This window comes from Roseicyclus marinus (genome assembly GCF_030163795.1).
GTDB classification, from domain to species: domain Bacteria; phylum Pseudomonadota; class Alphaproteobacteria; order Rhodobacterales; family Rhodobacteraceae; genus Roseicyclus; species Roseicyclus marinus.
Window position 1 is genome coordinate 1 of the sequence record NZ_JASJOF010000019.1, and the last position, 16,268, is coordinate 16,268.

General features: G+C 61.6%; 17 protein-coding genes. 7 read left to right on the top strand and 10 right to left on the bottom strand.

The window, feature by feature from the left end:
* A partial coding sequence (locus QQK63_RS17180; protein ID WP_284283253.1) for a hypothetical protein occupies positions 1-356 on the bottom strand: 356 nt, incomplete at its 3' end.
* 410 nt (positions 357-766) lie between these two features.
* Positions 767-1,459 (bottom strand): 5-oxoprolinase subunit PxpA, encoded by a 693-nt coding sequence (pxpA, locus tag QQK63_RS17185; RefSeq protein ID WP_277822464.1) that lies wholly within the window; start codon positions 1,457-1,459, stop codon positions 767-769.
* A gap of 1,054 nt (positions 1,460-2,513) precedes the next feature.
* On the opposite strand from pxpA, the gene QQK63_RS17190 reads away from it, so the two are divergent.
* Complete coding sequence (locus QQK63_RS17190; protein ID WP_277822424.1) at positions 2,514-3,149, top strand: hypothetical protein; 636 nt, start codon at positions 2,514-2,516, stop codon at positions 3,147-3,149.
* Positions 3,150-3,275: 126 nt separating this feature from the next.
* Here the strand turns inward: QQK63_RS17190 and QQK63_RS17195 are convergent, their stop codons facing one another.
* From QQK63_RS17195 to QQK63_RS17215, 5 genes are all read right to left on the bottom strand, one after another.
* Complete coding sequence (locus QQK63_RS17195) at positions 3,276-3,557, bottom strand: type II toxin-antitoxin system RelE/ParE family toxin (RefSeq protein ID WP_277822426.1); 282 nt, start codon at positions 3,555-3,557, stop codon at positions 3,276-3,278.
* On the bottom strand, positions 3,554-3,838 hold the full coding sequence (locus QQK63_RS17200) for a CopG family ribbon-helix-helix protein (protein WP_277822428.1): 285 nt from the start codon (positions 3,836-3,838) through the stop codon (positions 3,554-3,556). The genes QQK63_RS17195 and QQK63_RS17200 overlap by 4 nt, the downstream gene beginning before the upstream one ends.
* 650 nt (positions 3,839-4,488) lie before the next feature.
* Positions 4,489-7,590, bottom strand: coding sequence for an efflux RND transporter permease subunit (locus tag QQK63_RS17205; protein WP_277822430.1), 3,102 nt, complete (start codon positions 7,588-7,590; stop codon positions 4,489-4,491).
* Positions 7,587-8,885, bottom strand: coding sequence for an efflux RND transporter periplasmic adaptor subunit (locus tag QQK63_RS17210; RefSeq protein WP_277822432.1), 1,299 nt, complete (start codon positions 8,883-8,885; stop codon positions 7,587-7,589). Before QQK63_RS17210 ends, QQK63_RS17205 begins: the two co-directional genes overlap by 4 nt.
* A gap of 5 nt (positions 8,886-8,890) precedes the next feature.
* Complete coding sequence (locus QQK63_RS17215) at positions 8,891-9,388, bottom strand: cytochrome b (RefSeq protein WP_277822434.1); 498 nt, start codon at positions 9,386-9,388, stop codon at positions 8,891-8,893.
* Positions 9,389-9,484: 96 nt separating this feature from the next.
* Between QQK63_RS17215 and QQK63_RS17220 the strand changes: the two genes are divergently transcribed.
* Both QQK63_RS17220 and QQK63_RS17225 read left to right on the top strand, forming a co-directional pair.
* Positions 9,485-10,108, top strand: coding sequence for a TetR/AcrR family transcriptional regulator (locus tag QQK63_RS17220; RefSeq protein WP_277822436.1), 624 nt, complete (start codon positions 9,485-9,487; stop codon positions 10,106-10,108).
* Complete coding sequence (locus tag QQK63_RS17225; RefSeq protein WP_277822438.1) at positions 10,092-10,481, top strand: hypothetical protein; 390 nt, start codon at positions 10,092-10,094, stop codon at positions 10,479-10,481. Before QQK63_RS17220 ends, QQK63_RS17225 begins: the two co-directional genes overlap by 17 nt.
* Here the strand turns inward: QQK63_RS17225 and QQK63_RS17230 are convergent.
* A complete protein-coding gene (locus tag QQK63_RS17230) occupies positions 10,463-10,876 on the bottom strand; it encodes an RrF2 family transcriptional regulator (RefSeq protein WP_277822440.1) in 414 nt (137 codons plus the stop codon). The genes QQK63_RS17225 and QQK63_RS17230 overlap by 19 nt on opposite strands.
* Before the next feature lie 106 nt (positions 10,877-10,982).
* Here QQK63_RS17230 and QQK63_RS17235 point away from each other — a divergent pair, with 106 nt between their 5' ends.
* The 4 genes from QQK63_RS17235 to QQK63_RS17250 are packed head-to-tail and all read left to right on the top strand — an operon-like array spanning position 10,983 to position 14,030.
* Positions 10,983-11,465, top strand: a complete 483-nt coding sequence (locus QQK63_RS17235; protein WP_277822442.1) for a hemerythrin domain-containing protein — start codon at positions 10,983-10,985, stop codon at positions 11,463-11,465.
* Complete coding sequence (locus QQK63_RS17240) at positions 11,465-12,148, top strand: 5-formyltetrahydrofolate cyclo-ligase (RefSeq protein ID WP_284283254.1); 684 nt, start codon at positions 11,465-11,467, stop codon at positions 12,146-12,148. The genes QQK63_RS17235 and QQK63_RS17240 overlap by 1 nt, the downstream gene beginning before the upstream one ends.
* Entirely contained in the window at positions 12,145-13,350 is a 1,206-nt protein-coding gene (locus QQK63_RS17245) for an NnrS family protein (RefSeq protein ID WP_277822446.1), read from the top strand. The genes QQK63_RS17240 and QQK63_RS17245 overlap by 4 nt, the downstream gene beginning before the upstream one ends.
* Positions 13,351-13,361: 11 nt before the next feature.
* Positions 13,362-14,030, top strand: coding sequence for an NnrU family protein (locus QQK63_RS17250; RefSeq protein ID WP_277822448.1), 669 nt, complete (start codon positions 13,362-13,364; stop codon positions 14,028-14,030).
* A gap of 133 nt (positions 14,031-14,163) precedes the next feature.
* On the opposite strand, the gene QQK63_RS17255 is transcribed toward QQK63_RS17250, so the two are convergent.
* A complete protein-coding gene (locus QQK63_RS17255) occupies positions 14,164-15,261 on the bottom strand; it encodes an HD-GYP domain-containing protein (protein WP_277822450.1) in 1,098 nt (365 codons plus the stop codon).
* A 299-nt stretch (positions 15,262-15,560) separates the two neighbouring features.
* Complete coding sequence (locus QQK63_RS17260) at positions 15,561-16,259, bottom strand: helix-turn-helix domain-containing protein (RefSeq protein WP_277822452.1); 699 nt, start codon at positions 16,257-16,259, stop codon at positions 15,561-15,563.
* Positions 16,260-16,268: the final 9 nt, after the last annotated feature.

Genomic DNA, 16,268 nt, shown 5'->3' on the forward strand with positions numbered 1-16,268 from the left:
TCAAGTCGTAAGCCGCCGCACAGGCGGTTGGGTGGGCGGGGTTCCGTCAGGTTCGCCGCCCACCATGCCGGGTCCGAAAAAAGTTCCCAGGTCGCTTTTGTCCTGACGAGCTCGATCCAAGATCCTGGGTAGTAGGCCGCCGCATAGGCGGCTGAGAAGAACGAGGCAGCACGCTGGTCCTCAAGTCGTAAGCCGCCGCACAGGCGGTTGGGTGGGCGGGGTTCCGTCAGGTTCGCCGCCCACCATGCCGGGTCCGAAAAAAGTTCCCAGGTCGCTTTTGTCCTGACGAGCTCGATCCAAGATCCTGCGTAGTAGGCCGTCGCACAGGCGGCTGGGAACAAAACAGGCGCGCTCAACGGGGAGTTCCGTTAGGCGCGTTTGGCCTTCCGTTTTCTGTGAGGACTTTGACTTAATTAATTCCCATGCATTCATCGTTCATAACGAAGTTCTGTTAAGAGTCTGTCTCTTAGGGTCGATCAACGCATACCCATCGCACCGCGCCACGCCAGCGAAGATTAGGTGCCGGCATACTTGGTTGCACTCTCTCCGACAGCTCAGACTAAAATTTCTGCTTCAGAGGTACGGACGGAAATCCGTAGCACATCCTTTAGCCGGAAAAATAGATTTGCCATCTCAGAGCAAACACTGGACTGAATATTCAGAGCCACTCTTTAGATGTTTTTCGACTTATATCATGCGCCACGATCTTGGCGTAACTCCCAGCCCGCGATGGTGATTGCCTCAGTCGCTGGTGGTTGGTGCGGCGTCAGTTGTCGAAGTGCGAGCGTAGAGCATTCCTGACGGCCGTCGCGATTGCAACGGCGTTCGGTGTATCGGAGTGGATGCATATCGTTTCTGCCCGCACCGAAAGCTCGCGACCGCCGATGGTGATCAGGCGGCCCTCGGCAACGGCGCGCAGCGCTCTGGCACCACAGTCGGACGGATCTCTTGCATCGTGCTCCCGGGATATGATCAGCCGTCCGTCATCGTCGTAGTCGAGGTCGGCGAAGAACTCCGGCAGAAGTGTGTGACCGCGTTCGGCGCAGACAACTTCATGCAGGGTACCGGCCAAGCCGATGATCGGCACGCCAAAGATGTCAGCCGCGTCGCAGATCGCGTGGGCGACGTCAGCCTCGTGCGCCGCCATCCCGTAGAGAGCGCTGTGGGGCTTGATGTGGTTCAACGCCAAGCCTTCGGCCGCAAGAAAGTCGGTGAGCGCACCAATCTGGTAGATCAGGCAATTCGCAAGCTCCTCGCGGCCGATCTTCATTTCGCGTCGGCCAAAACCCTGCAGGTCGGGCAACGAGGGATGCGCGCCTACCTTCACCCCATGCTGGTTGGCGAGACGCACGGTTGCGCGCATGTGATTGAAATCCGACGCATGAAAGCCGCATGCGACGTTGGCGACCGAGATCAACGGCATCAACCCGGCATCATCGCCCACATGGTAGAGCCCGATCGTGCTTGGCCAAAAGCTCGTACAGGTCCATGTTTGTCTTGGTCATCGGGCTCTCTGTAAGGTCCGTGGTAGAAATCGCCAAACTCCGCCTCGAACATACACCTCGATGGCCACCTGGGATCACACCGTCGACGGCAATGAAATTACACCAGCTCCTTGGACGCTAACGGCTGGCGGGCTGAGCAGCTCCGGATGGCGGAGCCGGCGGTTACAACTTTTGGCACAATGCCAATTATCTTGACATATGATCCCGCCGTCTTTCCCCGTTTGAGCCATGACTCTGATCGACGACTCAGGAGCTTACGGAGAGAATCTCAAGGCCAAGCTTGGCACACGGATAACGTGCCCTGGGTGCGGGGCCGTGTTCGTCAAAGCTCGCCGCAACAAGCAGTTCTGCAGTCGGGCCTGCGCCAAGCAACGTGCGGCCCTTATGGATCCAAGCCGCGAAGATCCTGAGCTCCTTGAACTCAGACGGGTGCGGAAAATGCGGGAAAACGCGCGGATTCGGGAACGCCTCTATCGGGTTGCGGAGCAATTTGTGACCTGCAGTCGCTCCGATCCCGAGGGGGCCCAGGCTATCGAGCTGCTGGATAATGCGCTGAAGCAAGCTCACGCGGGTGGTGAACTACGCCAAGCACTGAGGAACCGAAGGCTAATCCACGACATTGGACCAAGGCGCGATCTGCAGGGTGTTCGCGCGAAGCGGTCCCGTGATCATCTCCTCATCTTTCTGAAGGCACTCCGGCAACACTGCGAAACGACGTGCGGCATGAAGCTGGAGCCCTACTTAGAGCGGCCGAAGAAGCGCGCATTGGGTGCGCGACATAAATCCGTCTAAGTATTTCTGTTTATGCTATTTTTCGTTCCTACCCATAAGGTATAACCGAGTTGGTAATTCGCGAATGATGTGTCGCATCATCTGCGATCACGAGCGTTTTCGGCGATGGGACTGGAAAGAAGAACGCCTGCTCGCAGGCGGTCCGGGTGTGGTGCTTGCCACCCGGACGCGCCACGCAGGTGCCGATCGGGGCGGATCCACAGCAAGGAGACGCTTATGACTAATTCTTCCACTTTTTCGACCCGCGGTGCCATCTGGCGTGAGCGGGCAGTGCAACTTGCCAATGTGATGCCGAAATACAGGTCGGCGGGTGGCAAAAAGCTGCACGCTCGTACGCCAGAGGCTGCCCCACAGGGGCCTGCGCTCGCTTTATCGCCAGGGGATGTCGTCAGCTTTCGCTTCCCGTTTCTTGACATGAAGCCGCATCAAGACGGCGTGCAGCGCAACCGCCCAGCACTGGTCGTCGAATGCGACGACGCCACCGACAGCTTGGTGGTCGCCTACGGAACGTCCCGTAAGACCCGTGCAAATGTGGGCTACGAGATTTTCGTCAGTAAGGATCAGGAAGTTTGCGGTTTAACCAAACCGACGCGCTTCGTTTTGGCGCGCCGGCTCCGCGTATCATTGCACGACACCCGCTTCGTCAGCCTGAACGGCAATCTGGTCAGTGGCCGTCTGCCAATAGAGCTCATGGATCGTCTGTCCCAGTTGCGCGGCAAATTGATGACATTCTACGGTGACGAGGAACTGCGTCACGTCCACGAGTGGATCGGCGCGAACTGCTGCGAAGATCGCGACAGGATTGCTAAGGCGCTCCAAACCCTGTGCAGTCCGCAGCACGCCGCCGCCTGAGGTGAAGCCGCGGCGGGGCGCACGATACCCGATAGTTGAGCGACCTCAAAAATGGGGGCAGCCGATCGGCTGCCCCTTACGGCAAATTTTGAAAGCGGCGCCCAATCTGGCGCCACTTTTACTTCATCAATAACCATTGCCTTGCCTGGTATCCCAGAGGCGCAGGATTTCGATTTGGGTCGGTGCCACGCGGTAAATGAGCGTGAACGGCGTTCGAGGGATCGACAGCTCACGTACGTTCTCTCGGGCATCACTTGGGTGACCGGCATAAGGATTGGCCGCCAGCGTCATCTGGATAGCTTTCAAGTGAGCGCGGGCCTTTGCGCTGCCTTCAGGAAAGACGGAACGGTAGTAGTTGCGAAACCATTGGATGTCCTGCGCCGTATCTTCGAGGAATACGATCTTCATGTACTGCTGGGCGTGATGTCTACTTTCGGGGCGGAAACCTCATCCTCAGTGTCCCAGGACTCGATCCATTCGTTCATCGCCTCAGCGGAAATGAACACCCCCTGATCTGCCTGTTCCAGGGCAGCCTCAATGGCTGAGCGCTTTGCAGCCTTGGCTTCCAGCATTGCGCGAATGGCACGCACCGCAAGCTGGGTGGGCGGTCGATCTTCGATCTCCGCCTCGCGCTCCAGCGATTGCCTTAGGGCATCGTCAAGACGAATTGAGTAAGGTGAGGTGCCCATAGCCAAGGCCTTCCGTCCACTGCGTCATACAAAGTAATACGAAGTCGAGCAGGGCGCAAGATGCGACGAGAGGCGCGCTCGAAGATTTCTTCGACACTTGGAACCCTGAAATGGCTATTCCCGCTGAGCAAACAGCGGGCGTATCAACATCTGCCGTTAGGGGCTGGTCCGCCCGTGCCCGCCTCTACAGTATAACGGATCTCAAAAGATCGCACCGCAAGCTTCGCTGGCTTATCGTGCTGCCTCTGCCCCCGACCGCAATATGTCTGTCCCGCGACCTCGATCGAGCGCGCGCTCGTGTTGAGATCGTGAGCGCTCGCTGAAGAGAGACGCAGACCAACACGGTATGCGGACACCCCCAAAAGAATAGGTTACTTTAAGTGCAAGACCGTTATGCCGGTGATGTCGGCGACTTTGTAAAGCTTGGCCTTCTGAGGGCCCTATCCCCGGGACGGCAATTGGGCTTCGCGTGGACCGGTGCCCGGACGAGAGCCACAACGGGGATGTACGGCCCATGACGGACGGTCAAGAATAGCTTTCAAAGTTCTGTGGCATTCCAAAAAGCTGTCGTTCAACGTTAGCGCCGAAAATTTGACTGTTCGGCGGCCGGAGGTTCGGATGGTTTCTGTGTCTAAAGAACAAATTGAGGATCATGGGCCTTTTACATCGACGGTACTTGTCTGCTTCCTCGGCCGTATATCCTCGAGCGCTGCATAGAATGCGGGCAACACCAACAGAATCAGGACCGTTGCCGCCAAGAGCCCGAAGACAACCGAGATCACCAGCGGCTTGAGTGTCTGGGCCTGGGTCGAGGTTTCCAACAGCAGAGGCGCCATGCCCATGATCGTGGTCGAGACCGAGACGAAGATCGGGCGGAACCGCGACCGTACCGCCTCGCCGGCAGCAAGTGCGGCCGACAGCCCCTCGGCGCGCCGGGCGTTGATGACGCCGACCAGCAGGATCGCGTTGTTCACCACGATGCCCGCCAGCGACGCCGCCCCCACCAGTGACGGCATCGAGATGTTGTAGCCCATCAGGACATGGCCCCAGATCACACCCAGAAATGCCAGCGGGATGGTGATCATCACGATCAGCGGCTCGACATAGCTGCGAAACTGGAAGCTGAGGACAAGGTAGATGCCCACAAGCCCGATCAGGAACCCGCGCAGGATCGAGGCGACGGTTTCCGCCGAATTCGCGGCCTGCCCGCCGATCTCGAAGGTGAGGTTGGGGGTGGCGGCCACCAGACCGGGCAGGAAGCCCTCGGCCAGCCGTGCGGTGATCGCGTCGGCATTGCCGATGCGACCATCTACGTCAGCCGCCACAGTCAGCGTGCGTAGACCGTTGCGCCGCGTGATGCTGCCCCAGCCGCGCGCCTCGATGACGTCCGCGATGCTGGAAAGCGGCACAGTGCCGCCATCAGGCAGGGCGATCTCGAAGACGCTGAGGTCAGCGCGGGTGGCACGGTCACCATCGGCCAGCCGCACCTCAAGATCCCAGGCCAGATCGCCACGCCGGATTTCCGCAAGCTGCGTTCCAAGGAAGGCCGCGCGCAGCTGGCCCGCCACATCCGCGGCGGTCAGCCCTAAGGCCTCGGCGCCCGGCGATAGGCTTAGCCGCAGCTCTGGCGCACCGGGGCGCAGGTCGACAATCGCGTTGCGCACACCGGCATAGGTTTCCAGCTCGGCCAGTGTGGCGCGACCTGCCGCCTCCAGCGTGGCGAGGTCGGGGTGGGTCAGCCGCAGCTCGACCGCGATGCCCTGCGGACCGATTCCCGGCTCAGTCAGGATCAGCGAGGCGACGCCCGGCAGTGGCCCGATTTCTTCGCGCCAGAGGGTAACGATCTCGTCCAGCGTGCTGGTGCGTGTCTCGGCGCCCATCAGATCCACGGCGACGGTAGCGACATGGGCGCCAGTTTCGCCCGCCGAGAGGTTGCGGCCCATTCGCGTGATACGGCGGATGACAAGCGGTTGTGCCTCGGGCTGTTCCGGCGTCAGGCGGGCATTCACGCGGTCCAGCGCCGCCTCGACCTGGGCGACGGCTTGGCCCGTGCGCGCCAGCGGGGTGCCTGCGGGCAGCATCAGCCGCGCCTCCAGCACGTCGCCGTCGATCTCAGGCATCGCCTCGCGCTTGACCACACCGCCGCCCAGGGCACCTACGGTCAGGATCAAGGCCCCGATGGCCAGCCCCGCGACCAACCACCGCCAGCGGATAGCAGCGTCGGCCAGACGGCCAATGCCACGCTCGCGCAGGGCATCGAAGCTTGCATCGAAGCGGACCCGGAAGCGCGATGGGGTGGTCTTTTTCATCCCACCCTTCAGGTGATGGGGCAGGATCAGGAAGGCCTCGATCAGCGACGCGGCGAGCGCCGCCAGCAGCACGACCGGCAGAACCTCCAGCACTGCGCCCAACTCGCCCGCCAGAAAGGCGAGCGGGAGGAACACCGCCAGCGTCGTCAGGAAGGACGAGATCACGCCGGGCGTCACGGCGGCGACGCCGGCGGCGACATTTTCCACCGTCGCATCGTTGGCGGCATGCACAGCGATAGAATCTGCGAGCACGATGGAGTCGTCCATCACGATCCCGATCGCCATCAACAGTGCCACCAGCGTCATCATGTTCAGGCTGAGCCCCGTCAGCGCCATCCAGACGAAGGCGCCCGCAAAGGCCACGGGCAAGCCCATCGCGGCCCAGATCGCGAAACCGGGGCGGAAGAACAGGCTCATCACGGCGACCACCAGCACAAGCCCGATCACCCCGTTCTGCACCAGCATCACCAGCCGATCGCGGATGATGGATGTCACATCCTGCACCACCTCGACCGTGATCGTGTCGGGCAGGCGTGCGGTTTCTTGGGCCACCAGCGCTGCGACGCCGTCAAGCACCCGCAGCGCGTCGGCATCCAGCGCCTTTGAAACGTCGAGCACGATCGCGGGGGTGCCATCGACAAAGGCGCGGTCCTGCGGCGGCTCGAAGCTTTCTTCGATCACCGCCACGTCGCCGAGTGTCAGCGTTGCGCCATTCGGAAGGACCAGCACAGGGATCGTGGCAAGCGCGGTGGCCGTGTCGCGTTCTGCGGTGAAGCGCAAGGTCAGGTCCGCGCCCGGCCCCTCCAGCGTGCCAGCGGGCAGGTCGATGTTCTGTGCGGCGATGGCGGCAGCCAAGGCGGCCGGTGTCAGCCCGTGGCTGTCGAGCACGGCGCGCGTGGCGGTGATGGAAAGCGTCCGGGTGCCGAGGCCCCCGCGCGTTACGCTTGCGACGCCGGGCAAGGCAGTCAGCCTGTCCGACAGGCCGTCGGCATAGAGGTCCAACTCGCCCAGCGGCAGATCGCCCGAGACGGCGACCGATGTGACGGGATCAGAACGGTGCAGCTCGCGCACCACTGCGTGATCGGCGCGGTCGGGGAAGGTGTCGATGGCCGAAACCTCAGTGCGCAGCGCATTGACGAAGCGCAGCGCGTCATTGCCCGGCGCCATGGTCGCCACGGCCCGCGCGCGGCCGGTTTGTGCGGTGCAGGTCAGGGTCTCCAGCCCCTCGACACCCTGCACCCCGTCCCACAGCGGCGCGCAGATCGCGGCCTCCACATCCTCGGCGGCGGCACCCCGATAGGGCACGGTGATCTCGGCCTCGACGGCGCGGAAATCGGGGAAGGTCTCGCGCAGCAGGCCCGGCGCGGCAAAGGCACCGGCGGCGAGGAACAGCAAAAGCAGCAGATTGCCTGCCGTGGGGTGGCTGGTGAACCAGCGGATCATTGCGCGGCCTCGACAGGGGTCAGGGCCATGCCGGGAATGGCCGGCGCGATGTCGTCGATCACCACGCGGTCGCCGGGCGACAGGCCGTCTGTAATGACAACGCGGCCCTCTTGCGCGAAGGCGGCGGTGACGGGGCGCAATTCCAGCAGGTTATCGGGGCCAAGGATACGCACCATGCCGCCATGCAAGGCCGCCTCGGGGATCGCGATGAGGCCTGACATGGAAGCGCCCGAAAAGGCGATCTGCACCTGTGTGTTGGGCACCAGTGGCAGACGTCGGGGCGGGTCCGCGCCTGCATAGGGGTCATCGACCGCCACAACGACCGGAACGGTGCGCGCACGAGCATCCAGCACGCCCTCCACCCGGGTCACACGGGCGGTCCAGATCTGCGCGGGGTCCGATAGCGGGCTGAGCGTTACGTCGATCAGCGTTGGCGGGCCATCGCGCATCATGTCGGCAAGGGTCATGTCCCTGATCGCGTCGCCCACAAGGCGACGAAAGCTGTCGATCGGCAGATGCGCCACGACCTCGGCCGCCGCGATCCCGTCGCCGCGGATCACGACCTGGCCGGTGGCTATGGTCTGGAAGCGCTCTGCGCTGACCTCGGTCACGCGCAGAGCGAAGGGGGTGATCAGCACGGTGCGATCAAGCGAGCGGCGCGCGCGGTCGATGGCGGCTTGTGTCCGCGCGGTCTGGGCGGTGATCCGCGCCTCGCGGGATGGGATCAGGGCGAGGGTGTTCTCCAGTTCCGCGACCGTGCGGCGGGCCAGAAGCGTGGCACGCTCGGCCTCGTCGGCGAGCGATTGCGGGACGGTGCCCTGTAGGGTCAAGGTCCGGGTGCGCGTCAGATCGGCCTCGGCCAACGCCAGCCGGGCGCGTTCCAGTTCGAGGATGCGGCCCGTGTTGGCCGCCTCGGCGCTCAGTTGCGCGCTCTCGGCCTCCAGCGCAGCCAGATCGGCCAGCGATTGCGCCAAGGTTAGTTCATAATCAGCGGGGTCGATACGCAGCACTTCGGTCCCCTCGGGGATCAAGCGACCGCGTTCGAGGTTGGGGTGGCGCCAGATCACCTCGCCCTGCACCTCGGCCACGGCGACCCAGGTGTCAGCAGCCCGCAAGTTGCCCCAAGCCGTGGCGGTCGGGCGGATATCCTCCGCCGCGACTGTCATGACCCGGACTGGCAGGGCGGGTGCCCCCCCGTCGATCTGGGCCGGTCCGGGGGCCGAGGCGATCATCCAGACCGCCGCAGCGATGCCGAGCGCGATGGGTGGCAAGGCAAGGAGGGGAGCGAGGCGCATGGGGTTCAGCCCTGTGCCCGGCGCATCCGCGCCAGCGTGCCATCACGCAACACGAACCGATGGTAGAGCGCGCCGAACACATGCAGGGCGACCAATGCCAGCAGGACAATCTTCAACACATTGTGCCCCTGCGCTGCGGCCTCGACCCCGCCGAACCACGCTACGGATCCGCTGAGCGGCATCAGGATCATCAGCGCGTAAAGCCCGACATGGGCGAGCTTCGCGAGAATGCCTTGCACCTTTCTGGCCTCGATCGCCGGGGGCACCCCACGCCGAGCGCGCAGGGTCAACCGCCATAGCGCGAAGATCATCACCAGCGCGCCGCCCGCCACATGGGCCAGCACGAGCGGGTCGAACCCGGCCTCCAGCCCGTCTGTGATGCGGTCCCAGGCGGCCGACATCGCGTCCTTGAAAAGGTATTGCTGCGCGATCAGCGCGAAGGCGAGCCAATGCAGCGCGATCTGCAGGCGGGAATAGCCGGTCGGGGCGGTTGTGACGGGCATGGCGGGGGTCCTTTCGGTCTGGGTGCACGACCCGGGATAGGGATTGCAGTTGCAAACAGTATATGTTAGTGACTTATAACTAACAAGAGGTGATACATGTCGGGCCGTCAAAGCGCGGAAGAGCGAAAGGCGCAGATCGTGGCTGAGGTTCTGCGACTGGCTGATGAGATCGGACCCGACCGACTGAGCACCACAGATGTCGCGCGCGCCATAGGCCTCAGTCAGCCTGCGATCTTCCGGCATTTCCCCACCAAGGGCGCGCTCTGGTTGGCGGTGGCTGAGGATATCGCGGGCCGGTTGCAGCGTGATTGGGTCGCAGCTGAGGTCGGGGCCAACGAGCCGCACGCGCGATTGAAGGCGCTGATCAGTGCGCAACTGACGGCCATATCCGCGACGCCTGCGCTGCCGTCGATACTGTTCTCGCGCGAGTTGCAGGTAGACAATCAAGCCCTGCGCGACGTGTTCCGGCGGCTTCTGGGCGCGTTTCAGGGCCGCCTTGTTGCCGTGATCCGTGATCTTCAGGCTGCGGACGACCTGAAGCGCGACGTCAGCCCGCAGGATGTCGCCATCCTGCTGACATCGCTGGTACAGGGTGTCGCCATCCGCTGGACGCTTGGCGCGCGGGGCTTTTCGCTCCCGCAAGAGGGGTTGCGATTGTTCGATGTTCAGTTGGCGCTGCTGAACGCTCAGGAGAACGTTTGCGATGAAAAAACAGAATAGACTGCTGCGCATTCCGGGTGGAGTTGCGATTGCCTTCGGCCTTTTGACGGTTGTTTCAGGCGGCACCGCACTACTTGGTGCGCTCGAGATGGGGGCGGTCGTCCTGTTCGTCTTGTGGTTCAACACACTGGCTGGACTGGCCTATGTCGTGGCGGGCCTGGGCCTGTGGCAGGGGCGGCGATGGGCCTATCCCCTGTCTGTCGCGATCCTCGCCGCAACGCTGCTGGTCTTTGTGGCCTTCGGTCTGCATGTCGCCCAGGGTAGAGCCTTCGAGATGCGCACCGTTTACGCCATGGCCCTGCGCAGCGCGGTCTGGGGCGCGATCACGCTGGTGGCCTGGCAACTGCTGTCCCGTCAGGCGCCTTCCGGTTGATAGACGCAATCGGCAAGAGTGCTGCGGTTAAGGTCGTCGATGAAGGCCGCCTCGGCATGGGCCAGCCGCGCCTTCAACCGGCAGCGCGGGGTCAGGGTGCAGGCGTTGAAGCCTGAGGCGAAACACTCGACCAGCGCCTGATCGGCCTCGAGGATCGCCACCACATCGCCCAACCGGATGTCGGCGGGCGCGCGAGCCAGCATCGCCCCGCCCCCGCCGCCGCGTCGGGTTTCCAACAACCCAGCCGCCGCCAAGGCCGATATCACCTTGGCCAGATGGTTGCGCGAGACACGGAATTCCGCGGCAAGTTCGGCGGCGCTGAAGGCGCGATCTGGTGTGCCCGCCATGCGCATGAGCACGCGCAGCCCGTAATCGGTGAATGAGGTGAGGCGCATGGTCGCGGTCCTGATTTGGTATTTGTAATACGCATTACCGTCATTTAATCGGTAAATCAAATACCAATTCAGACCCCCAGAAGAGGCATCGACGAAAGCTCAAGCCATGACGGACCGTGACATCCCTGCAGCGCCTGAAGAAACCGGCGCGCTGATCGACCACATCCTCAGGACTTACCATGAGATGCACCGGGCCGATCTTGCGTCTCTGGTGCCCTTGGCGACCCGCGTCGAAGAAGTCCATTCTGAGGATCCCGACGTCCCCAAGGGGCTTGCCCGCGCCTTGATGCTTTTGGCGCGCGAGATGGAGGATCACATGACCAAGGAGGAGAGGATCCTGTTCCCGGTCATGCGCGCAGGCGGTGGGGCGGGCATAGCACAACCTATCGCGGTGATGCGCGCCGATCACAACGATTACGCGCAGATCATCGCGCAGATCCGGCAGCTGACGCAGGATCTGACGCCGCCGGAACATGCCTGCGGATCATGGCGGTCGCTTTATCGCGGTACGGCCACGCTGCTTGATGAATTGGCCGATCACATCGCGCTGGAGAACAACGTGCTTTTCCCCCGGTTCGAAGCCGCGTGATGAGTGGGCGCGGGACATATGCCTCGCCGCCTTGCATGGCGGCCGATGTGGACCCCGCCTATGTCGACCCGTTTGGCGTTGATCCCGAGCAGGCTCACGATGTTGCACGCTGGCGCAGGGCCGAACGGGCACGGCTGGCCGGGCTGAGGGAGCGCTTGGGCCGGGCCGGGCGGGCGCAGGTGTCGGACAGGATCGGGCAGCATCTGGAACGGGTGCTGGGTGACCGCGGGGTGAGGCGCGGATGCGTCCTGTCCGGCTACTGGCCGATCAAGGGGGAACCCGACCTACGCCCGGCCTTGGCCGGTCTGCACCGCGCGGGCGTCACCATCGCCTTGCCGGTGGTAGAGACGCGCGCCGCGCCACTTGTGTTTCGCCGCTGGACGCCCGGGACCAAGGTGGTGCGCGGCGACTGGAACATTCCCGTGCCGCCGCCCGAGGCCGATGTGCTGACGCCTGACATCGCGCTGGCGCCCTGTCTTGGCTGGGATGGCGCCTGCTTCCGGCTGGGCTGGGGCGGGGGCTATTTCGACCTCACGCTGGCCGTGCTGGTGCCGCGCCCGGTGACGATCGGCGTCGCGCTGTCCGGCGCGCGCCTGCACACGATCTTTCCGCAACCCCATGACATTCCGCTGGACCTGATCCTGACCGAGGACGGCGTCGCGGCTACAAGGACAGGCATATGACGACGACCGCCGAGAAGATGCGCGCCTGGACCGGGCCTGCGATCCTGACCTTCGGGTTCCGCCCGTTCTTTTTCGGGGCGGCGATCTGGGCTGCGCTGGCGATGGCGCTTTGGGTGCCGATGCTGTCGGGGCACGTGTTGTTGCCCACCGCCTTCGACCCCGTGTCATGGCACGCGCACGAGTTCCTCTACGGTTATCTCGGCGCCGTCGTCGCGGGCTTTCTTCTGACTGCGGTGCCAAACTGGACGGGGCGCTTGCCGATCGTTGGCTGGCGTCTCGGGATGCTCGCGGGCCTTTGGTTGGCAGGGCGTGTGGCGGTTGCGGTCTCGGGCGGCATGCCTGCTTTGCTGGTAGCCGTGGCCGATCTCGCGTTTCCGGTTGTATTTGCGCTCCTGATCGCGCGGGAGATCGTGGCGGGCAAGAACTGGCGCAACCTGATCGTTCTGGCGATGCTGGGGGTCTTCATCATCGGCAATGCACTTTTCCACTGGGAGGCGGCAAAGGGCGACTACGCGGCCCATGGCTACGGCCTGCGGCTGGGCCTCGGGGCGGGCATCATGATGATCGCCTTCATCGGCGGCCGTGTGGTACCGTCCTTCACCCGCAACTGGCTGGTGAAACGGCGCAGCACCGCCTTGCCCGTGTCGCCGATGCAGTCCTTCGACAAGGCGGCGCTGGCGGCACTTCTGGTGGCGCTTGTGCTATGGGTCGTGTTGCCTCTCGGGACGCTGACCGGGCTGGCGCTTGCACTGGCAGGCGTTTTGCACGCCCTGCGATTGGCCCGTTGGGCAGGGCACCGGACATTTGCAGAGCCGCTGGTGACGGTGTTGCACGCGGGCTATGCCTTCGTGCCGTTGGGAGCCTTGGCACTGGCCGCGGAAATCCTCCTGCCGGGATCTTTCGGGATGGCGGGCGCGCAGCATTTCTGGATGGCGGGGGCAATCGGCTTGATGACACTGGCCGTGATGACACGCGCGACGCTTGGTCATACCGGGCAGGACCTGACGGCGGGAACAGGGACGGTCATGATCTATCTGGCCCTGATCCTGTCCGTATTCGCGCGGGTCGCGGGTGGCGTATGGCCCGAGTTTTCCAGCCCCTTGAACACTGTGGCAGGGCTATTCTGGACATTTGCCTTCGGCAGCTTTGCGGTCATTTACGGCGGGCTCTTGCTGCGTCTGCCTGCCGCCAAGCGGATTTGAGGCGCGCATCCATGGGATGGTTCGAGTTCGCCCTCGCCTATGTAGTGTTCTTCCTGTCGCATTCCTTGCCCGTGCGACCGCCACTGCGGCCCCGGCTTCAGGCGCGGCTTGGCTCTGTCGGTTTCACACTGGTCTATTCCGCCCTGTCGCTCGCGATGCTGGCCTGGCTGATTGCGGCGGCAGGCCGCGCACCACATGTGGCCCTTTGGGACTGGGCGCCGTGGCAGGTCCATGTGCCGCTGATCGTCATGGGGCCGGTCTGTCTGATCCTTGCGCTCTCCATCGGGCGTCCAAATCCGTTTTCATTCGGTGGCGCGCGCAATGACCTGTTCGACCCGGCAAGACCCGGCATCGTCCGGTGGTCACGTCATCCAATGCTTGCCGCGCTGGCGCTTTGGGCGGCGGCCCATGTCGTGCCGAACGGGGATCTCGCGCATGTGATCCTGTTCGGCACCTTTGCCGCCTTCGCGGTTCTTGGCGGTCATCTGATCGACCGCAGAAAACGTCGTGAGATGGGGGCGGATTGGCAGCGCCTGCATCGCGCTGTGAAAGCCGGGCCGTTCCTGTCATTCGATTTGACCGGGGCCCGTGTCGCGGGATTGTTGGCCGGCGCCTTACTTTACGCTTTACTCATCTGGGCGCATCCCGGTCTGTTTGGTGTGAACCCGCTTTCCGGGTAATTCAGCTTTGTGATCCGATGCTCGGAACCCTTTTTGCCGAATACCCAAGGTTCATGAGGAATCTTTGCCAGGGTAGAGGTGCAGTCGGACATTGAACGCGCGTTGTCAAGGATGTCCTGCTTGTCGAGGTTGATCAAAGAGCCTGTTTGAGCATTTGACCATTTTCATCCTGCCCAGAGTAAATGGTTTGGAGGCTGATTATTTTGTCTTTTTCGGTTTCAAGTATGGTCACCAAAAGCGGGTCAAGTTTTCCAACTTGCGCAAGCATGTGTAATTCAGCAAAGGCGTCATTAATACTCCATGCCGGCTTGTAGGACCGTCTTGATGTCAATGCATCGAAAATATCAGCTATGCCGACGATCTTTCCCTCGATACTGATCTCGTCTTCTTTCAATCCATTTGGGTATCCGCTGCCATCGAGCTTTTCGTGATGATGCGCGATGATGTTCTTGAGAACGGTGAAGGCTGACACTGGAAACATACCAAGGTTTTCGAATTTTTCGACAACCTTCAATCCGTTTTCAACGTGTTCCTTGATTTGTGCAAATTCTGCTTCATCCAGCTTGCCGTCCTTCAGCAGAATGTCTTTGGGCACATGAACCTTCCCAAGGTCATGCATCGGTGCGAACAGATTGATGTTCGCAGCCAGTTCGTCATCGATGGCGCCCAATTCCACCAGCCTGGACGCGATAAGGTATGAGTAACCCGCGACTCTGCTCAGATGGTTTTCTGTTTCGAAATCGTGCAGATTGAGGGCAGCGGTGAATATGAAGATCGGCAGTTGGATCTTTGACACGGTCGCAGAAATCAGTTCCGCATAATGACAAAGCTCCTTGCGTGTTTTTTCGTCAAAGGCATCCAGATCATCGGAGTTGAAAAAGACAAGCCCCAGAAATCTTTTGCCTTGGTGCATCGGGACGGTAAGCGACGTCTGATAACTTTGCGCCAACAGCCAGTCAGAATGCCTGTTTCCCGCGGGGATGTTTTCTGAAATATTTGAGATGTACCGATAATTTCCCGTTTCGGACAATTCTGTCAATGATTTGCTTGCGCTGAGTGGAAATTGATACGCTTTGATAGGCACGCCGGTACGCGTGCTGTTGGCATAGGTGTATAGATTGTCTGTCGATTGATCCCACAGGACACAGGCAATTCGCGAAACCTTTGGGATAAAATTCAGAATAAGTCGATGAATTTTCTCGATTTCGCAACTGGTGGACGTGATTTCCATCACAGCGCTAATCCTTTTTAGATTTGCGTCTAAGCCCATTATTTTATTTGTCATACGATTCGGAGTGACGTGTCAATGCTTTAGATAAGCGCAGCGCAGTTCAGGGCCTGCGCATCATGAAATGTGCCCGCTGCTATTTACCGTTGATGTTGATCGCAAGGATCAAGAAGCTGTGCGTGGCCGGATCATTTTAATCTGCGCTGGAATGGGTCATCCATGAGATAACTGTTGCCCTGTTTTCTTTTATGGCCAGAAATTTTCATCGGTTCAGATGCGGCCTGGGTTTCTTTTGTTCTGCGTTAGCTCTGATGATCGTCAATGAGCCTATTGGGCTTTGCAAATCTCTTTAGCTCGTTGTGATCCTCTATGGTTATGCGGGTGCCTGCGACTGTCACGCCATAAGGTTGGAGGCCTTTGAATGCGCGGCTCAGGTTTTCAGGGGTCATCCCCAGCACTGATGCCAGACGACGCTTTTCGAACTCCAGTTCGAACACTGACCCTCCACCGGCATGTCGTTGTTGTCTCAAGAGATAGTTCGCCAGGCGCTCAAGCGAAGTTCGAAGCTTCAGATCTTTTTGTGATTTAATTACAGAGCGATAGCATTGCGCTAACTCGGTAACAATCGCACGGGCAAAGTTGCCATCCAGGTCGAATGCCGCGCGAACGTCCTGGCTGGGGATCAGGGCAACCCGGCTTTTTTCCAAGGTCCGCGCAGACATCAGATAGGGTGCATCCTTGACTGTCGCGGCAAGAATGAAGGTCGAAATGGGTCGTATTGTCGCCATGCTGGTTTCCCGGCCGTTCCAGGTCGAGAACAGATCGACGGCTCCCGAAACCAGCACATGCAGAAAATCGCTGGGGTCTCCCTCGGTGATCAACTCGATTTGTGACGGAAAATTCTGAACATAGGCGCCACGCATCAGGCCCGTGAAATTCTCATCGGCCATCTGCGCGAAGAGATCGAGTTTTCGGATATCCCCGTATGCTGAATCGGGCATGCAGCACCT

Excerpts from the sequence above, each read along its gene's own strand:
- QQK63_RS17225 (WP_277822438.1), top strand. The coding sequence starts at position 10,092 with ATGAAAAAACAGAATAGACTGCTGCGCATTCCGGGTGGAGTTGCGATT.
- QQK63_RS17200 (WP_277822428.1), bottom strand. The coding sequence starts at position 3,838 with ATGGGCACCTCACCTTACTCAATTCGTCTTGACGATGCCCTAAGGCAA.
- QQK63_RS17195 (WP_277822426.1), bottom strand. The coding sequence starts at position 3,557 with ATGAAGATCGTATTCCTCGAAGATACGGCGCAGGACATCCAATGGTTT.
- QQK63_RS17235 (WP_277822442.1), top strand. The coding sequence starts at position 10,983 with ATGACGGACCGTGACATCCCTGCAGCGCCTGAAGAAACCGGCGCGCTG.
- QQK63_RS17230 (WP_277822440.1), bottom strand. The coding sequence starts at position 10,876 with ATGCGCCTCACCTCATTCACCGATTACGGGCTGCGCGTGCTCATGCGC.
- QQK63_RS17215 (WP_277822434.1), bottom strand. The coding sequence starts at position 9,388 with ATGCCCGTCACAACCGCCCCGACCGGCTATTCCCGCCTGCAGATCGCG.
- QQK63_RS17250 (WP_277822448.1), top strand. The coding sequence starts at position 13,362 with ATGGGATGGTTCGAGTTCGCCCTCGCCTATGTAGTGTTCTTCCTGTCG.
- QQK63_RS17240 (WP_284283254.1), top strand. The coding sequence starts at position 11,465 with ATGAGTGGGCGCGGGACATATGCCTCGCCGCCTTGCATGGCGGCCGAT.
- QQK63_RS17260 (WP_277822452.1), bottom strand. The coding sequence starts at position 16,259 with ATGCCCGATTCAGCATACGGGGATATCCGAAAACTCGATCTCTTCGCG.
- QQK63_RS17190 (WP_277822424.1), top strand. The coding sequence starts at position 2,514 with ATGACTAATTCTTCCACTTTTTCGACCCGCGGTGCCATCTGGCGTGAG.
- QQK63_RS17255 (WP_277822450.1), bottom strand. The coding sequence starts at position 15,261 with ATGGAAATCACGTCCACCAGTTGCGAAATCGAGAAAATTCATCGACTT.
- QQK63_RS17245 (WP_277822446.1), top strand. The coding sequence starts at position 12,145 with ATGACGACGACCGCCGAGAAGATGCGCGCCTGGACCGGGCCTGCGATC.
- QQK63_RS17210 (WP_277822432.1), bottom strand. The coding sequence starts at position 8,885 with ATGCGCCTCGCTCCCCTCCTTGCCTTGCCACCCATCGCGCTCGGCATC.
- QQK63_RS17220 (WP_277822436.1), top strand. The coding sequence starts at position 9,485 with ATGTCGGGCCGTCAAAGCGCGGAAGAGCGAAAGGCGCAGATCGTGGCT.
- QQK63_RS17205 (WP_277822430.1), bottom strand. The coding sequence starts at position 7,590 with ATGATCCGCTGGTTCACCAGCCACCCCACGGCAGGCAATCTGCTGCTT.